The organism is Streptomyces sp. NPDC050315, from assembly GCF_040655775.1.
Taxonomy (GTDB): domain Bacteria; phylum Actinomycetota; class Actinomycetes; order Streptomycetales; family Streptomycetaceae; genus Streptomyces.
Map to the genome: position 1 here is coordinate 381044 of NZ_JBFAKN010000002.1, position 15159 is coordinate 396202.

Genomic DNA, 15159 nt, shown 5'->3' on the forward strand with positions numbered 1-15159 from the left:
TCAGCTGAAGGAGTCGCCGCAGGCGCAGGAGCCGGTGGCGTTGGGGTTGTCGATCGTGAAGCCCTGCTTCTCGATGGTGTCGACGAAGTCGATGGAGGCGCCACCCAGGTACGGGGCGCTCATCCGGTCGGTCACGACCTTCACGCCGTCGAAGTCCTTCACGACGTCGCCGTCGAGCGAGCGCTCGTCGAAGAAGAGCTGGTAGCGCAGGCCGGAGCAGCCACCGGGCTGAACGGCCACCCGCAGCGCGAGGTCGTCCCGGCCTTCCTGCTCCAGCAGGCTCTTGACCTTCGACGCGGCCGCGTCGGACAGGATGATGCCGTCGCTGACGGTGGTCTCGTCCTGAACGCTCATCTACATCTCTCCCGGGTTGTACGGACCCCTTGCCCTCGGCAGTAACCGACGGGGCCCCGGATTCATTCCGGGCGGGCTCGAAGTTCTGGCGGAATTCTCCGCCCCTCCTCATGCTCGCACACCCCACGCGGAAGGTCAGCGGCTGTCGGCACGCGGCCGGCCGGGTGATGCGTCACATCGACACAATGCCCATCGTCAAACTGACGTGAAGCGGCTATGATAGATAGCGTCATATCGACGAAAAGTGACCTCGTAACAACGAAGAGAGGGTGCGTGCCGTGACCACCGCCCAGCCCCGTCAGGACCTCGACGTGCAGCCCACGCCGCTCGCGCTGCTGCTCCTCGGTCGCGAGGCCGACCCGAAGAGCGAGCGCGGCGTCGAGTGCCCCGGCGACCTGCCCGCCCCCTCCGACCCCGACCTCGTCGAGCGCGCCCGCGCCGCGAAGGCGAAGCTCGGGGACAAGGTCTTCGTCCTCGGGCACCACTACCAGCGCGACGAGGTCATCGAGTTCGCCGATGTCACCGGCGACTCCTTCAAGCTCGCGCGCGATGCCGCGGCCCGCCCGGACGCGGAGTACATCGTCTTCTGCGGCGTGCACTTCATGGCCGAGTCCGCGGACATCCTCACGGGTGACGACCAGAAGGTCGTCCTCCCGGACCTGGCGGCCGGCTGCTCGATGGCCGACATGGCCAGCGCCGAGCAGGTCGCGGAGTGCTGGGACGTGCTGACCGAGGCGGGCATCGCCGAGCAGGTCGTGCCCGTTTCGTACATGAACTCCTCCGCGGACATCAAGGCGTTCACCGGCAAGCACGGCGGCACGATCTGCACCTCGTCCAACGCCAAGCGGGCGCTGGACTGGGCGTTCGAGCAGGGCGAGAAGGTCCTCTTCCTGCCGGACCAGCACCTGGGCCGCAACACCGCGGTGCGCGACATGGGCATGTCGCTGGACGACTGCGTCGTCTACAACCCGCACAAGCCGAACGGCGGGCTCACCGCCGAGCAGCTGCGCGCCGCGAAGATGATCCTGTGGCGCGGCCACTGCTCCGTGCACGGCCGCTTCTCGCTGGAGTCGGTCGAGGACGTACGGGCGCGGATACCGGGCGTGAACGTGCTGGTGCACCCGGAGTGCAAGCACGAGGTCGTGGCGGCGGCGGACTACGTCGGCTCGACGGAGTACATCATCAAGGCGCTGGAGGCGGCGCCTGCCGGGTCGAAGTGGGCGATCGGTACGGAGCTGAACCTGGTCCGCCGGCTGGCGAACCGTTTCGCTCCCGAGGGCAAGGAGATCGTCTTCCTCGACAAGACGGTCTGCTTCTGCTCGACGATGAACCGCATCGACCTGCCGCACCTGGTCTGGGCCCTGGAGTCCCTGGCGGACGGCAAGGTCGTCAATCGGATCGAGGTCGACCGGGAGACGGAGGACTTCGCCAAGCTGGCGCTCGAAAGGATGCTGGCGCTGCCGTAGCCGTCATGCACGTGGGGCCCGTACCGGATTCGGTACGGGCCCCACGTGCTGGTACGGATTACACGCCTGCCGGCTCCGGCGTGCGGTCCTCCTCCTGCGAAGGTGCGGCCTTCTTGGCCGCCTTCTTCGCGGCCCGCTTCTCCCTCCGCAGCTCGACCATCGCGTACAGCGTCGGTACGAGGAGCAGGGTGAGGAGCGTGGAGGTGATCAGGCCGCCGATCACGACGACCGCCAGCGGCTGGGAGATGAAGCCGCCGTCGCCGGTGACCGAGAGGGCCATCGGGAGCAGGGCCATGATCGTGGCCAGCGCCGTCATCAGGATGGGCCGCAGCCGGTGGCGGCCGCCCTCGATGACCGCCTCGACCACGCCGTAGCCCCGGTCCCGGTACTGGTTGATCAGGTCGATCAGCACGATCGCGTTGGTGACGACGATGCCGATGAGCATCAGCATGCCGATCATCGCGGGGACGCCCATCGGGGTACCGGTCGCGACCAGCAGGCCGATCGCGCCGGTCGCCGCGAACGGTATCGAGACCAGCAGGATCAGCGGCTGGATCAGCGACCGGAAGGTGGCGACCAGCAGCATGAAGACGATCGCGATGGCCGCCAGCATGGCCAGGCCCAGCGAGCTGAACGCCTCGTCCTGGTCGGCGGAGACGCCGCCGATCTCGGCCGTGGCGCCCTTGGGCAGGTCCAGGTCCTTCAGTTCGGACTGCAGTTGGGCGGTGACCGCGCCGGTGTTGTCACCGGTCGGCTTGGCCGTGACCGTCGCGGACCGGGCGCCGTCGATGCGGGTCATCTGCACCGGGCCGGGAACGGTCTTCACCTCGGCGATGTCGCCGAGCCGCACCACGCCCGACGGGCCCGGCAGCGCCAGCTTCTTCAGCTCGGCTTCGGTCGTGGCCGGGTGCGCCGACTTCACCACGACGTCCCGCTCGGCGTCGTCCAGCAGCGCCGTGCCGCTGGTGGTGCCGCGTACCGCCTGGGCGACGGCCTGGCCGAGGGTGGCCTGGCTGTAACCGGCGGCCGCCGCCTTGCTGTTGGCGGTGACGGAGATCCGCGGCACGCTCTGCGCCAGGTCGCTGGTGACGTCGGTGACGTCGTCCAGGCCCGCGACCTTCTTGCGCACCTGCTCGGTGGCGTCCTTCAGTACGTCGGCGTCGGCGGCCTTCACGACCACGCTCAGGTCCTGATTGCCGAACGCCTGGCCGGCGGAGACGGTGGTGTCGCCGATGGCGGGGCCGAGCTTCGCAAGGCCGTCCCGAATGTCCCGCACGACGCGGTCGGAGTCGTCGGCGTTCGCCAGCTTGACCTGGTACGACGCCTGGTTCGCCGACGAGCCGCCGCCGAAGGCCGCCATCATGCCCGAGGAGCCGACGGTGACCTGGTAGTCCTGCACGCCGTCGGTGTCCGCGAGCACCTTTTCCACCCGCTTCGCCTGCTTGTCGGCGGCGCCGAGGCTGCTGCCGGGCTCCAGTTCCTGCTGGATGGACAGGGTGTCCTGGTCGCCCTGGTCGAAGAAGTTGGTCTTGAGCAGCGGGCCCATGCCGAACGTGCCGATGAGGATGACGACGGCGATGACCAGGCTGGTGATCCGGCGCCGGGTCGCGAAGCGCAGCACCGGTACGTACAGCCGCTGCAGCGCGCTGCGGCTCTCCTTCTCCTCGGCGGCCTTGCGCAGCGCCTCCGGGTCGCCGCCCTCGGCGGACTTCGGGGCGCGCAGGAACCAGTACGAGAGGACCGGTACGACGGTCAGGGAGACCAGCAGCGAGGCCAGCAGCGCCACGGTGACGGTGATCGAGAAGTCGCCGAAGAGGGCGCCCACCATGCCGCCGACCACGCCGATCGGCAGGAAGACCGCGACGGTGGTGAGGGTGGAGGAGGTGATCGCGCCGGAGACCTCGCGGACGCCGGTGAGGATGGCGTGCTTGCGCTCCTCGCCGTAGCCCAGGTGCCGCTTGATGTTCTCCAGTACGACGATGGAGTCGTCCACGACCCGGCCGATGGCGATGGTCAGCGCGCCCAGCGTCAGCATGTTCAGCGACAGGTCGCGGGTCCACAGCACGATCAGCGTGATGACGACGGACAGCGGGATGGACACCGCGGTGACCAGCGTCGAGCGCAGGCTCAGCAGGAAGACCAGGATCACGATCACGGCCATGACCAGGCCGAGCAGGCCCTCGGTGGTGAGGGACTCGATGGACTTGGAGACCTGCGGGCCCTGGTCGGAGACGACCGTGACGTCCGCGTCCTTGCCGAGGTCCGCGCGGATCTGCGGGAGCTTGTCCTTGACCGCGTCGGAGATGGCGACGGCGCTGCCGTCCTGGTCCATGGTGATCTGGACGGCGAGGCTGGGCTTGCCGTTCGTACGGGTGAGGGAGGTCGGGGTGGCCGACTCCTGCTTCACAGTGGCGATGTCGCCGATCCGTACGGGCGCGCCGCCCCCGGGCTTGCCCGCCGCGGCACCGGCCGCGGCCGGGGAGACGGTGAGGTCCTTGATCTGCTGGAGCGAGGTGTAGCCGCTGCCCACCTGGACCGTGCGGCTCTTGCCGTCCTCGGCGAAGGAGCCGGCCGGTACGGAAGCGCCGCCCGCCTCCAGGGCCTGGCCGAGCGCCGCCGGGGTGAGCCCCGCCTTCGCGAGCTTGGCGTCGTCGGGAGTGACGGCGACGACCTGGTCGCGGACGCCGCTCACGGTGACCTGGCCGACGCCGTCGATGTCCTTCAGGGACGGGACGACGCTGCGGTCCAGCCGGTCGGCGAGGGCCTGCTGGTCCTGCCCGCCGGAGGAGACGGCCAGCACGGTGGTCGGCAGGTCGTCGGTGCCACCGGCCACGACCTGCGGGTCGACGTCCTCGGGCAGCTTGGCGCGGGCCCGGTTGACGGCCTGCTGGACGTCGGCGACCAGCGCCTTGGAGTCGTTGCCGTAGTCGAACTCGGCCATCACCACGGCCGAGCCCTCGCTGGCGGTGGAGGTCACGCCCGTGATGCCGTCGACCGACTGGATGCCGTCCTCAAGGGGCTCGACGACCTGCTTCTCGACGACGTCGGGCGAAGCACCCTGGTACGGCGCCACGACGGACACCATGGGCATATCGATGGACGGCAGCAGCTGCTGCTTGAGCTGTGGGATCGCGATGGCCCCGAAGACGATCGCCACGATCGACATCAGTGCTATCAGGCCCCGTTGTGCGAGGCTGAGTCGGGACAGCCTGAACATGGGTGGGGTCTCTCTCTTTTGTTCTGAACGCTTCTCGGCACCGGCCCATGGCGGGCCCGACTACACGATCCGGCACAAGAAGCGCTGTTTCCCTAGCACCCAGGTCCATTTCCGGCGCCGGGGCGTACCGCGTCCGCAGTACGCCCCGCTCCACCCGCTGCTACACCCGCGGGCGGACCAGCCCCGATTCGTACGCCATGACGACGAGCTGCGCCCGGTCGTGGGCGCCCAGCTTGGCCATCGCGCGGTTCACATGCGTCTTGACCGTCAGCGGACTGACGGTCAGCCGCCCGGCGATCTCGTCGTTGGAGAGGCCGCCCGCGACCAGTACCAGTACCTCGCGCTCCCGGCCGGTCAGCGACGCCAGCCGCTCGGCCTCCGGCCCCTCGCCGCCGTCCTCGCCGCTCCCCTGCGCCAGGAACCGCGCGATCAGCCCCTTGGTGGCCACCGGCGAGAGCAGCGCCTCGCCGGCCGCCGCGACCCGGATGGCGCTCAGCAGTTCGTCCGGCTCGGCCCCCTTGCCGAGGAAGCCGCTCGCGCCCGCCCGCAGCGCCTGGATCACATAGTCGTCGACCTCGAAGGTCGTCAGGATCACCACGCGGACGTCGGACAGCTCGGGGTCCTCGCTGATCATGCGGGTGGCGGCCAGCCCGTCCGTGCCGGGCATCCGGATGTCCATCAGGACCACGTCGGGCGCGGCCGACCGGGCCAGCTCGTACGCCTCGGCGCCGTCCGACGCCTCGCCCACCACCCGCATCCCGGGCTCGGAGTCCACCAGCACCTTGAACGCGCTGCGCAGCAGCGCCTGGTCGTCGGCGAGCAGCACCTTGATCGTCATGTCGTCTCCCCCGTGCGCGCGGTCTGCAGCGGCAGCCGCACCCGTACCTTGAAACCACCGGCCGGGCGGGGCCCGGTCTCCACCGTGCCGCGCAGCGCCGCGACCCGCTCCCGCATCCCGATCAGGCCGTGCCCGCCGCCTTCCGCTCGACTCTCATCGGTGGGCCGACCGCCGCCCCCGCCGTCGTCCAGCACCGTCAGCGTCAGCGCCTCGGCCGACCGGACGATCCGTACCGAGGCCCGGGCGCCCTCCCCCGCGTGCTTGTGCACATTGGTCAGCGCCTCCTGGACGATGCGGTACGCGGTGAGGTCCACCGAGGCGGGCAGGCCCTCGGGACTGCCGGGCGGCAGCTCCAGCTCGACGGGGAGTCCGGCGCGTACGAAACCGTCGATCAGCTGGTCCAGGACGCCGAGGCCCGGGGCCGGCTCGGTGGGGGCCTGCGGGTCGTCGGACTGGCGCAGCAGGCCGACCGTGGCGCGCAGCTCGTCCAGCGCGGACCGGGATGCCTCCCGAACGTGGGCGAGGGCCTGTTTGGCCTGGTCGGGGCGGCTGTCCATGACGTGCGAGGCGACCCCGGCCTGCACGTTGACCAGCGCGATGTGGTGCGCGACGACGTCGTGCAGCTCGCGCGCGATGCGCATGCGTTCCTCGGCGACCCGCCGCCCGGCCTCCTCCTCGCGGGTGCGTTCGGCCCGCTCGGCCCGCTCCTCGATGGCGGCCACGAAGGCGCGGCGGCTGCGCACCGCGTCACCGGCCGCGGCCGCCATGCCCGTCCACGCGAAGATCGCCAGGTTCTCCTGGGCGTACCAGGGCCGGGTACTGGTGAGCATCGCGGCGGCGGTGAGCACCAGGACGGTCAGCGCGCCGATCCGCCAGGTGGTGGGGCGGTCGGTGCGTGCGGCGAGGGTGAAGACGGCGATGACCGAGGCGGCGGCGACCGGAGCGCGCGGCTCGCTGGTGGCGGTCACCAGCTCGGCCAGCGTCATGGCACAGGTGAAGGCGAGGACGGTGCGCGGGTAGCGGCGGCGCAGTACCAGTGCGGCGCAGGCCACCGCGGCGAGCAGGACCGTCGTCGGCTCCAGCGGGTGGGCGCCGAAGCGGGGCCCGTACCGGCCGTGCGGGCCGGCCGCCGCGCCGATCAGGATCACCGCGAAGACGGCCACCGCCAGGACCGCGTCGAGCACGACGGGGTGTGCGCGGAGCCGGGCGAGCAGCGCGGGCCCGGGCAGCGGGCCCTGTCCGGTGGCGAGGGGAGTCACGGGAGGAAACGGTAGCGCCCCGGCCACCGGGCGCTCCCCGCCGAGGCGGGTGGCGGCCGGTGGCCGGGGCGCGTACCTGCTGGAAGAAGCCGGGCGGTCACGCCCCCGTACGCACGGGGACGGGGCCGCCGGAGCGGGCTGGTCAGCCCGGGATGAGGCCGTCGTCGCTGAGCATCTCGCGGACCTCTTCGAGGGTGGCGTCGGGGCCGGGGAGGATCAGCTCCGAGGGCTCCAGAGCGTCGTCGGGCAGCGGGTCGCCCAGCCGGCGTACGGCGTCGAGGAGCGCGCCCAGCGTCCGCCGGAAGCCGTCCGTGTCGCCGTTCTCCATCTCGGCGAGCAGCTCGTCATCGAGCTTGTTGAGCTCGATGAAGTGGCTGTCCGCCACCTTTACCTGCCCCTCGCCCATGATCCGTACGATCACGACGGTCTCCTCTGGTCCGGTCCGGCGATCCCGATGAGGCTATCCGCGCCCGCCGGTCACTGCTTGTCGAAACGCGTCTGGTCCTGCTGCGGCGCCTGCTGGGCCTGACCGCCCTGACCGCCCTCGATGGCCTGCTGGCCACCGGCGCCGCCGCCCGCCAGCTCGGCCTTCATGCGCTGCAGCTCCAGCTCGACGTCGCCGCCACCGGAGATCCGGTCCAGCTCCGCGGTGATGTCGTCCTTGGCCATGCCGGTCGGGTCGTCCAGCGCGCCGGACGCCAGCAGCTCGTCGATGGCCCCGGCCCTGGCCTGCATCTGCGCGGTCCGGTCCTCGGCGCGCTGCACGGCCAGGCCGACGTCGCCCATCTCCTCGGAGATGCCGGAGACGGCCTCGCCGATACGGGTCTGCGCCTGGGCCGCGGTGTAGGTGGCCTTGATGGTCTCCTTCTTCGTACGGAAGGCGTCCACCTTGGCCTGGAGGCGCTGCGCGGCGAGCGTGAGCTTCTCCTCCTCGCCCTGCAGCGTCTGGTGCTGCGTCTCCAGGTCGGTGACCTGCTGCTGCAGGGCCTGCCGGCGGGAGAGCGCCTCGCGGGCCAGGTCCTCACGGCCGAGCGCGAGGGCCTTGCGGCCCTGGTCCTCCAGCTTGGCCGACTGGCCCTGGAGCTGATTGAGCTGGAGCTCCAGGCGCTTGCGGGAGGTCGCGACGTCGGCGACCCCGCGCCGCACCTTCTGGAGCAGCTCCAGCTGCTTCTGATAGGAGTAGTCGAGGGTCTCGCGCGGATCCTCGGCCCGGTCAAGGGCCTTGTTGGCCTTCGCGCGGAAGATCATCCCCATCCGCTTCATGACACCGTCGCTCATGGGCCTCGAGCGCCCCCTTCTGACCGAGTTTCTTCGGGCTTCGGCTCCAGCACATCTACAGACCCCACAGTACGGGCCCCGGTTCCATTACCGCACTGGTTGGGCGCGGATGTGCTCCTCCTGCAGGACGATCAGGTATCTCCCTTTCTCACGCGCAGGGAGTAGGCGGTACGGGTAACCCGACCCGCCGTTGCCGGATCGTTCCCCTCGGACTCTGGCTCTCGGAGGGCAACCGCGTACCCTTGGGTTTTGTGTTCCGAAGCCGTTCGAAGGATGAGCAGGCCGCGACCGCCAAGGTGACCGCGGACCAGCCCCAGCAGCCACGCGACCCGCAGGCCCCCAAGGGCCGCCCGACGCCGAAGCGCAGTCAGGCGCAGAGTCAGCGCCGTACTCGCGCGCAGTCGGCACCGGCCAACCGCAAGGAGGCCGTCAAGGCCCAGCGGGAGGCCCGCCGCGCCGACATGGCCAGGCAGCGCGAAGCGCTGGCCAAGGGCGACGAGCGGTACCTCCCCGTCCGGGACAAGGGCCCGGTGCGCCGTTTCGCGCGCGACTACGTCGACGCGCGCTGGTGCGTCGCGGAGTTCTTCCTGCCGGTGGCCGTGCTGATCCTGGTGCTGGCCATGGTCCGGGTGCCGCAGATCCAGAGCATCGCGCTCATCCTGTGGCTGGTCGTGATCCTGCTGATCGTGCTCGACTCGATCGCCGTCTGGATCGGTCTGACCAAGCGCCTCAAGGAGAAGTTCCCGAACGAGAACCTCAAGGGCGTCAAGCCCTACGCCCTGATGCGCACCCTCCAGATGCGCCGCCTGCGCCTCCCCAAGCCGCAGGTCAAGCGGGGAGAGCGGCCCTGAGCACGGCTTCCTCCGGCTTTGCCGGAGGGGCCGGCCCCTGGCTCGACGAGCTCGGGGGCATCCGGAACACCGTCCGGCAGGAGCTGGTGGCCCGGCAGCTGGAGGAGCAGATCACCGCGCGGTTCCCCGTGGGCCAGCGGCTGCGCGTCCTGGATGTCGGCCTCGGCCAGGGCACCCAGGCGCTCCGCCTCGCCCGCGCCGGGCACAAGATCACCGGCCTGGAGTCGGACCCGAAGATGCTCGCCGCGGCCCGCGCCACGCTGGCCGGCGAGCCGGCCGGCATCCAGGAGCGGGTCCGGCTGATCGAGGGCGACGGCCGGGACACCGGCGTGCACTTCCTCCCCGGCACCTTCGACGTGGTGCTCTGCCACGGCGTCCTGATGTACGTCGACGATCCCGACCGGATGCTGGCCGGGCTGGCCCGGGTACTGGCGCCCGGCGGCCTGCTGTCCGTCCTGGTGCGCAACGGCGACGCGCTCGCGCTGCGCCCGGGGCTGTCCGGCGACTGGGACACGGCCATGACCGCGTTCGACTCGCCCCGGTACAAGAACCGGCTCGGCCTCACGGTGCGCGCCGACCGGCTCGCCACGCTCACCGACACCCTCGCCGGGATCGGCGCCCCGCTGCACGCCTGGTACGGCGTGCGGCTCTTCACCGACCTCGCGGCCGACGACGCCGTGCCGCCGCCCGTCGAGGAGCTGACCCGGCTGCTGGCCGCCGAGGAACGGGCCGGGCGCACCGATCCGTACCGTGCGGTGGCGGCCCTGCTGCACCTGTGCGGCGTGCGGGGCTGATCCTGCGGACGTGAAGGGGCGGCGGGCCATCGGGCCCGCCGCCCCTCACGCGTGCCGGGAGCCGCTCAGCCCTCCGCCGTGTCGGCGCCCTCGCCGCTCTCCTCGGCGTGCAGGCTCATCGGGCCGTAGACCTTCACGCCGTCCTCGAACAGGGTCACCTGGTCCACATCGCGGTCCAGGAGCGTCTTCCACTCCTCCCCGATCCAGGACTCCGCGTCCCCCTGCGTGGAGAAGTCCTCCGGCGCCTCCCCCGCGGGGGCCTCCGTACCGTCGGCCTTCTCGAACCGCCACGTCCACGCCATGTCCGCCTCCTGGTCCCACCGGGTACGTGCTTGCTCGTGCTGGTGCCGTGCTGTGCCGTGCAGTGGTCATGCCCTGTGCTGCCGCCCAGATGACATGTCCGGTACTACGCGCGAATACTGATCAGCAGCCTAACGGCCGTGTCGAGACGTCCCCCCGCGCGCCCGCGAGCCGGGGACAGGAGAAAATCGGCGAGTGGAACTGACACTGCTCGGCACCGGGGCCCCCGAGGGCCTGCCCCACCCTGGCTGCCCCTGCGCCTCCTGCGCCGCCGCCACGGGCGACGCGGCGCGGGCGGCCACCGCACTGCTCCTGGACGGCGCGCTGCTCCTCGACCTGACCCCGGGGGCCGCCTTCGCCGCGGCCCGCGCCGGGCAGTCGCTCACCGGCGTACGCCAGGTACTCCTGACGCACCCGCACGAGGGACCCTCCTTCGAAGTCCCCACCGGGGTGCCGCAGCCGGGCCGGGTCGCGGACGGGCGGGAGCTGGCGCTGCTGGACGGGCACCGGGTACGCGCGGTGGCGGTCGACGTGCCGGGCACCGGCTACGAGATCGGCGGCACCTACGGCGAACGGCTGCTGTACCTGCCGCCGGGCGCCGCGCCCGCCGGCATCGCCGCCGAGGGCAAGGGGCCGTACGAGATGGTCGTACTGGACGTACTGGGGCGCCCCGACGCGCTGGCCCGGCTGCGCGCGAACGGCGCGGTGGACGCGGCCACCGACGTGATCGCGGTGCACATCGACCACGACACGCCGCCCGGCGAGGAGCTGCACCGGCGGCTCGCCGCGGTCGGCGCGCGAGCGGTGCCGGACGGCACGTCGCTGCTGGTCGGCGAGTACCACGCGGTGCCCGACCTGCCGCGCCGGACGCTGGTGCTGGGCGGCGCGCGCAGCGGCAAGTCCGTCGAGGCCGAGCGCCGGCTCGCCGCCTTCCCCGACGTGCTGTACGTCGCGACCGGCGGGCTGCGGGACGGCGACACGGAGTGGGCGGCGCGGGTCAGCGCCCACCGCGAGCGCCGCCCGTCCTCCTGGCGCACCGCCGAGACCTGCGACCTGGTACCGCTGCTGGCGGGCGAGGACGAGACCGGCGCCGGCACCGCGGAGAAGACCGCCGGCTCCCCGCTGCTGATCGACTGCCTGTCCCTGTGGCTGACGCACGCCATGGACGAGGTGGGCGCCTGGGACGACGAGACCTGGGCGAACGGCGGCGAAGAGGCGCTGCACGCGCGGGTGGACGAGCTGGTGGCCGCGGTGCGCGCCACCCGCAGGCCGCTGGTGGCGGTCAGCAACGAGGTCGGTTCCGGGGTGGTCCCCGCGACCCCGGCGGGCCGCCGCTTCCGGGACGAACTGGGCCGCCTGAACGCCGCGTTCGCCGCCGAGTGCGAGCACGTGCTGCTGGTCGTCGCGGGGCAGGCCATTGCGCTGCGCGGGTGACGCGCGCGACCGGCGGCCCGTGTCCCGCTTGCCGGACGGCCTTCCGTACCGTCACCTGACGGCATGGAACCGTTCGACGAGGCGGTACGCCGCTATCTGCGGGACCGGCCGCAGGCCACGGTCGTGGCGCTCGGCGAGGGCCTGGACACCGGCTTCTGGCGGGTGGACAACGGGCAGTTGCGCTGGCTGACCGTCGAGGAGCCGGCGACCGCCGCGCTGCGCCGGATGCTGCTGCCGGACGGCCCCCGCTGGCGCACCCTCACCGGCCGGCTCACCGGGCCCAACTGGCCGACCGCCGTCGCCCGCCCCGCACTCGGCGTCCTGGTCCTCGTCTTCGGGCCGCCGCCCGCCGCCGGGGCGCTGCGCGAGCTGCGTGCCCTGTGCGCGCGCCGGCTGCCGGGCGCGGCGCTGCTGCTGGAGGCCCCGCTCCGGCAGCGGTACCGGCCGTCCGCGCACCGATGGTGGCGTTGCCGGTAACCTGCGCCGAATGAGCGCCCTGAACCTCGATGACTTCGCGAACCTGATCGAGCGCCCCGACGGCGGCCTGCGCCGGGACGCCGAGGAGCGGCGGGAGCACCGCCTCGTGCAGCCCGCCGCGCTGGGCCGCCTCGACGAACTGGGCGACTGGCTGGCCGCCGTACAGCAGCAGGTTCCGGTCCGGCCCCTCGACCGGGTCCGTACGGTGCTGTTCGCGGGCGACCACGGGGTGGCGGAACTGGGCGTCTCCGGGCGGCCCGCGGGCAGCGCGTCGGAGTTGGTGCGCGGAGTACTGGACGGGACGAGCCCCGCGGCGGTACTGGCGCGGCGGTTCGACGCCCCGCCGCGCGTGGTCGACATGGCCCTGGACTGCGACCCCGGCGAGCTGCCCGAGGACGTCACCCGGCACCGCGTACGGCGCGGCTCCGGGCGGATCGACATCGAGGACGCGCTGACCGCGGAGGAGGCCGAGCAGGCGTTCCGCGCGGGCATGGCGATCGCCGACGAGGAGGCGGACGCCGGTACGGACCTGGTCGTGCTCGGCGACCTGAGCGTGGGCGGCACGACGGCGGCGGGCGCCCTGATCGCCGCGCTGTGCGGCACGGACGCCTCGGTGGTCACCGGGCGCGGCGGCGCGGGCATCGACGACCTGGCCTGGATGCGCAAGTGCGCGGCGATCCGGGACGCGCTGCGCCGGGCCCGCCCGGTACTGGGCGACCAGCTCGCGCTGCTGGCCACCACCGCGGGCGCCGATCTGACCGCGGCCACCGGCTTCCTGCTGCAGAGCGCGGTGCGCCGGACGCCGGTGATCCTGGACGGCGTGGTCTCCGCGGCCTGCGCGCTGGTGGCCCAGCGGATCGCGTTCCGCGCCCCGGACTGGTGGGTCGCCGGCCAGTCCACCGGCGAACCGGCCCAGTCCAAGGCCCTGGACCGCATCGCCCTCACCCCCTTGCTCGACCACGGCGTCACGGCAGGCGAGGGCACAGGCGCCCTCCTGGCCCTGCCGCTTGTCCAAGCAGCGGCCTCCCTGGCAGCGGAGCTGCCGGTACGAAACGAGGGCTCCGCGGAGGCCTGAGACCGCGCCCCGCAAGGGGCGCGGGGAACTGCGCGACCAGCCACGACGGCGCAGCCAGTCGGCAACGGCGCCGTCGGGGCACCCCCGACTCCGCGCCGCAGCTCCCACCACGGTTAGCCTGCCGCGGTGAGCGACACCCCGACGGCCCCACCGACCCCGCCGACCCCGGCAGACGCACTGCGCTTCGCATTCGGCACCCTGACCGTGCTGCCGGTCCGCCTGACCCGCTGGGATCGCCCCACGGCCCGCGGCGGCATGCTCTGCGCACCACTCGCCGGTCTGGTCGTCGGCCTGTGCGCCGCGGCACTCGGCGCAGTGCTGCTCCTGCTCGGCGGCGGCCCGCTACTGGCGGCCGTCGCCACCGTCGCGGTGCCCGCCGGGCTCACCCGCGGCCTGCACCTGGACGGGCTCGCGGACACCGCCGACGGCCTCGGCAGCGGCAAGCCTGCGGACGACGCGCTGCGCATCATGAAGCAGTCCGACATCGGCCCGTTCGGCGTGATCGTGCTGCTCCTCGCGCTGCTCGCCCAGGTAGCGGCGCTGTACGAGCTGTACGCGACCGGCTGGGCGGCGGGCGCGGCGGCGGCCGTGTCCGGCGCGGTCACGGCCCGCCTCGCCCTCACCCTTGCCTCCCGCGAGGGTGTACCGGCGGCCCGGCCCGAGGGGCTGGGCGCGGCAGTCGCCGGGACGGTGCCCGTGGGCCGGGCGGCGGTCGCCGTACTCGCCGCCGTGGCCGTACTGGCCGGTCTCGGGGCGTACGGGGGCGCGTACGGCGCCTTGCACGCGGCCCTCGCGGTACTTCTCGGCCTCGCCGCCGGCGAGGTACTGCTGCGCCACTGCCGACGGCGGCTGGGCGGGGTGACGGGAGACGTCTTCGGCGGACTCGCCGAAACGGCCGGGCTCGCGACCATCGTGGTACTGACCCTCGGCTGACACCCCCGCCGACGGCACCGGCTTCAGCAGGTCTCCCGCCAAGCCGTCAGCTCCATCTCCTTCCGCAGCGAACTGAGCCTCAGCTCCCGGGACGTCGCGCAGAAGCGCTCCCGCGGCAGCTCGTACTCCACGTGGAAAACGGCCTTGCCCGCGCGGATGAACGGCGTGAGCTCACCGCACTCCTCGTACTGCGCGCACTGCTCGTTCACCGCGAAGTCGAAGTCGTCCACCAGCTGCGGGATCTGGTCGAGGTCGTTCTTCAGGCCGACCGCCATGCCGCGCTCGTGCGCGAGGCGGGCCACCAGGCGGTTGAACGCCAGCTGGTGGGCGGCGGTCAGCGGGAAGCCGGAGCGGTTCGCGTAGCCGTCGACGTTGTCCGGCTCGATCGCGTCGAAGCCCTTGTCGCGGCACATGTCGAACCGTTTCGCCAGCAGCGGTTCCAGTACGTCCGGCCGCCGGATGTCCAGCCACCGTTCGCCCTTCCAGCCGTTGGACCGGCCGATGACGGAGCGCGGGAAGTCGTCGGCGTCGGGGCGCCAGTCCTCCCAGGCGCCGACGCTGAGGTAGCAGATCACCTTGCGGTCGCGGCGGTGCAGGTCGGCGACGGTGCCCGCGCTGTGGTCGAAGCCCTCGATGTCGTAGACCGGTGCGTCCACGTCCTTGTCGAGGCGGCCGCTCAGCTGCCACTGCCAGTCCGTACCGGGCTTCGGCTGCCAGCGGTCGGGCGGGGCCGTCGTACAGGCCGTGACGAGGGCCAGCAGTAACGCCAGCAGGGCGGGCAGCAGCATCGGTCTGTGCACGGGGGGTCGCTTCACTCCGCGTAGCGTACGGGCCCCGGCGGCGCGCACCTTCAGCACCTTCAACACCATCCGCACAAGCCGAC

At 72.4% G+C, this 15159-nt stretch carries 15 protein-coding genes; 7 read left to right on the forward strand and 8 right to left on the reverse strand.

The genetic code is table 11. The annotated features are described in order from the left end of the window. Positions 1-354 (reverse strand): iron-sulfur cluster insertion protein ErpA, encoded by a 354-nt coding sequence (gene erpA / locus AB0I82_RS08720; RefSeq protein ID WP_006606077.1) that lies wholly within the window; start codon positions 352-354, stop codon positions 1-3. Between the two features lie 269 nt (positions 355-623). Here erpA and nadA point away from each other — a divergent pair, with 269 nt between their 5' ends. Beyond that, entirely contained in the window at positions 624-1820 is a 1197-nt protein-coding gene (gene nadA, locus AB0I82_RS08725; protein WP_363256410.1) for a quinolinate synthase NadA, read from the forward strand. A gap of 58 nt (positions 1821-1878) precedes the next feature. Here nadA and AB0I82_RS08730 read toward each other — a convergent pair whose 3' ends face one another. The 5 genes from AB0I82_RS08730 to AB0I82_RS08750 form a co-directional block, all read right to left on the reverse strand. After that, positions 1879-5037, reverse strand: a complete 3159-nt coding sequence (locus AB0I82_RS08730) for an efflux RND transporter permease subunit (protein ID WP_363256411.1) — start codon at positions 5035-5037, stop codon at positions 1879-1881. A 160-nt stretch (positions 5038-5197) separates the two neighbouring features. Next, on the reverse strand, positions 5198-5875 hold the full coding sequence (locus tag AB0I82_RS08735) for a response regulator transcription factor (RefSeq protein ID WP_363256412.1): 678 nt from the start codon (positions 5873-5875) through the stop codon (positions 5198-5200). Further along, entirely contained in the window at positions 5872-7104 is a 1233-nt protein-coding gene (locus AB0I82_RS08740; protein WP_363256911.1) for a sensor histidine kinase, read from the reverse strand. Before AB0I82_RS08740 ends, AB0I82_RS08735 begins: the two co-directional genes overlap by 4 nt. A 172-nt stretch (positions 7105-7276) precedes the next feature. After that, complete coding sequence (locus AB0I82_RS08745; protein ID WP_363256413.1) at positions 7277-7555, reverse strand: hypothetical protein; 279 nt, start codon at positions 7553-7555, stop codon at positions 7277-7279. A gap of 56 nt (positions 7556-7611) precedes the next feature. Beyond that, entirely contained in the window at positions 7612-8397 is a 786-nt protein-coding gene (locus AB0I82_RS08750; protein ID WP_363256912.1) for a PspA/IM30 family protein, read from the reverse strand. Between the two features lie 266 nt (positions 8398-8663). Between AB0I82_RS08750 and AB0I82_RS08755 the strand changes: the two genes are divergently transcribed. Continuing rightward, positions 8664-9263: a DUF3043 domain-containing protein gene (locus AB0I82_RS08755; protein WP_363256414.1), complete on the forward strand. Its 600-nt coding sequence runs from the start codon at positions 8664-8666 to the stop codon at positions 9261-9263. A gap of 86 nt (positions 9264-9349) precedes the next feature. Beyond that, complete coding sequence (locus AB0I82_RS08760; protein ID WP_363256415.1) at positions 9350-10057, forward strand: class I SAM-dependent methyltransferase; 708 nt, start codon at positions 9350-9352, stop codon at positions 10055-10057. Between the two features lie 65 nt (positions 10058-10122). On the opposite strand, the gene AB0I82_RS08765 is transcribed toward AB0I82_RS08760, so the two are convergent. Continuing rightward, positions 10123-10359 carry a hypothetical protein gene (locus tag AB0I82_RS08765; protein WP_363256416.1) on the reverse strand — a complete coding sequence of 79 codons (237 nt, stop codon included), beginning with the start codon at positions 10357-10359 and terminating at the stop codon, positions 10123-10125. Positions 10360-10552: 193 nt separating this feature from the next. On the opposite strand from AB0I82_RS08765, the gene AB0I82_RS08770 reads away from it, so the two are divergent. The 4 genes from AB0I82_RS08770 to AB0I82_RS08785 all read left to right on the forward strand — a co-directional run bounded on the left by AB0I82_RS08770 (position 10553) and on the right by AB0I82_RS08785 (position 14276). Next, positions 10553-11791, forward strand: a complete 1239-nt coding sequence (locus AB0I82_RS08770) for a bifunctional adenosylcobinamide kinase/adenosylcobinamide-phosphate guanylyltransferase (protein WP_363256417.1) — start codon at positions 10553-10555, stop codon at positions 11789-11791. Positions 11792-11854: 63 nt separating this feature from the next. Continuing rightward, positions 11855-12268: a hypothetical protein gene (locus AB0I82_RS08775; RefSeq protein WP_363256418.1), complete on the forward strand. Its 414-nt coding sequence runs from the start codon at positions 11855-11857 to the stop codon at positions 12266-12268. Positions 12269-12278: 10 nt separating this feature from the next. Continuing rightward, the gene (locus AB0I82_RS08780; RefSeq protein ID WP_363256420.1) at positions 12279-13343 is read left to right on the forward strand and encodes a nicotinate-nucleotide--dimethylbenzimidazole phosphoribosyltransferase; all 1065 of its coding nucleotides are present in this window, start codon (positions 12279-12281) and stop codon (positions 13341-13343) included. A gap of 126 nt (positions 13344-13469) precedes the next feature. Further along, positions 13470-14276 carry an adenosylcobinamide-GDP ribazoletransferase gene (locus tag AB0I82_RS08785; RefSeq protein WP_363256421.1) on the forward strand — a complete coding sequence of 269 codons (807 nt, stop codon included), beginning with the start codon at positions 13470-13472 and terminating at the stop codon, positions 14274-14276. A 23-nt stretch (positions 14277-14299) separates the two neighbouring features. Here the strand turns inward: AB0I82_RS08785 and AB0I82_RS08790 are convergent, their stop codons facing one another. After that, entirely contained in the window at positions 14300-15064 is a 765-nt protein-coding gene (locus AB0I82_RS08790; protein ID WP_363256913.1) for an endo alpha-1,4 polygalactosaminidase, read from the reverse strand. Between the last annotated feature and the right edge of the window lie 95 nt (positions 15065-15159).

Coding starts and splice junctions, on each gene's coding strand:
- AB0I82_RS08765 (WP_363256416.1), bottom strand. CDS start 10,359: ATGGCGTGGACGTGGCGGTTCGAGAAGGCCGACGGTACGGAGGCCCCC.
- AB0I82_RS08750 (WP_363256912.1), bottom strand. CDS start 8,397: ATGAAGCGGATGGGGATGATCTTCCGCGCGAAGGCCAACAAGGCCCTT.
- AB0I82_RS08730 (WP_363256411.1), bottom strand. CDS start 5,037: ATGTTCAGGCTGTCCCGACTCAGCCTCGCACAACGGGGCCTGATAGCA.
- erpA (WP_006606077.1), bottom strand. CDS start 354: ATGAGCGTTCAGGACGAGACCACCGTCAGCGACGGCATCATCCTGTCC.
- AB0I82_RS08775 (WP_363256418.1), top strand. CDS start 11,855: ATGGAACCGTTCGACGAGGCGGTACGCCGCTATCTGCGGGACCGGCCG.
- AB0I82_RS08735 (WP_363256412.1), bottom strand. CDS start 5,875: ATGACGATCAAGGTGCTGCTCGCCGACGACCAGGCGCTGCTGCGCAGC.
- AB0I82_RS08780 (WP_363256420.1), top strand. CDS start 12,279: ATGAGCGCCCTGAACCTCGATGACTTCGCGAACCTGATCGAGCGCCCC.
- AB0I82_RS08790 (WP_363256913.1), bottom strand. CDS start 15,064: ATGCTGCTGCCCGCCCTGCTGGCGTTACTGCTGGCCCTCGTCACGGCC.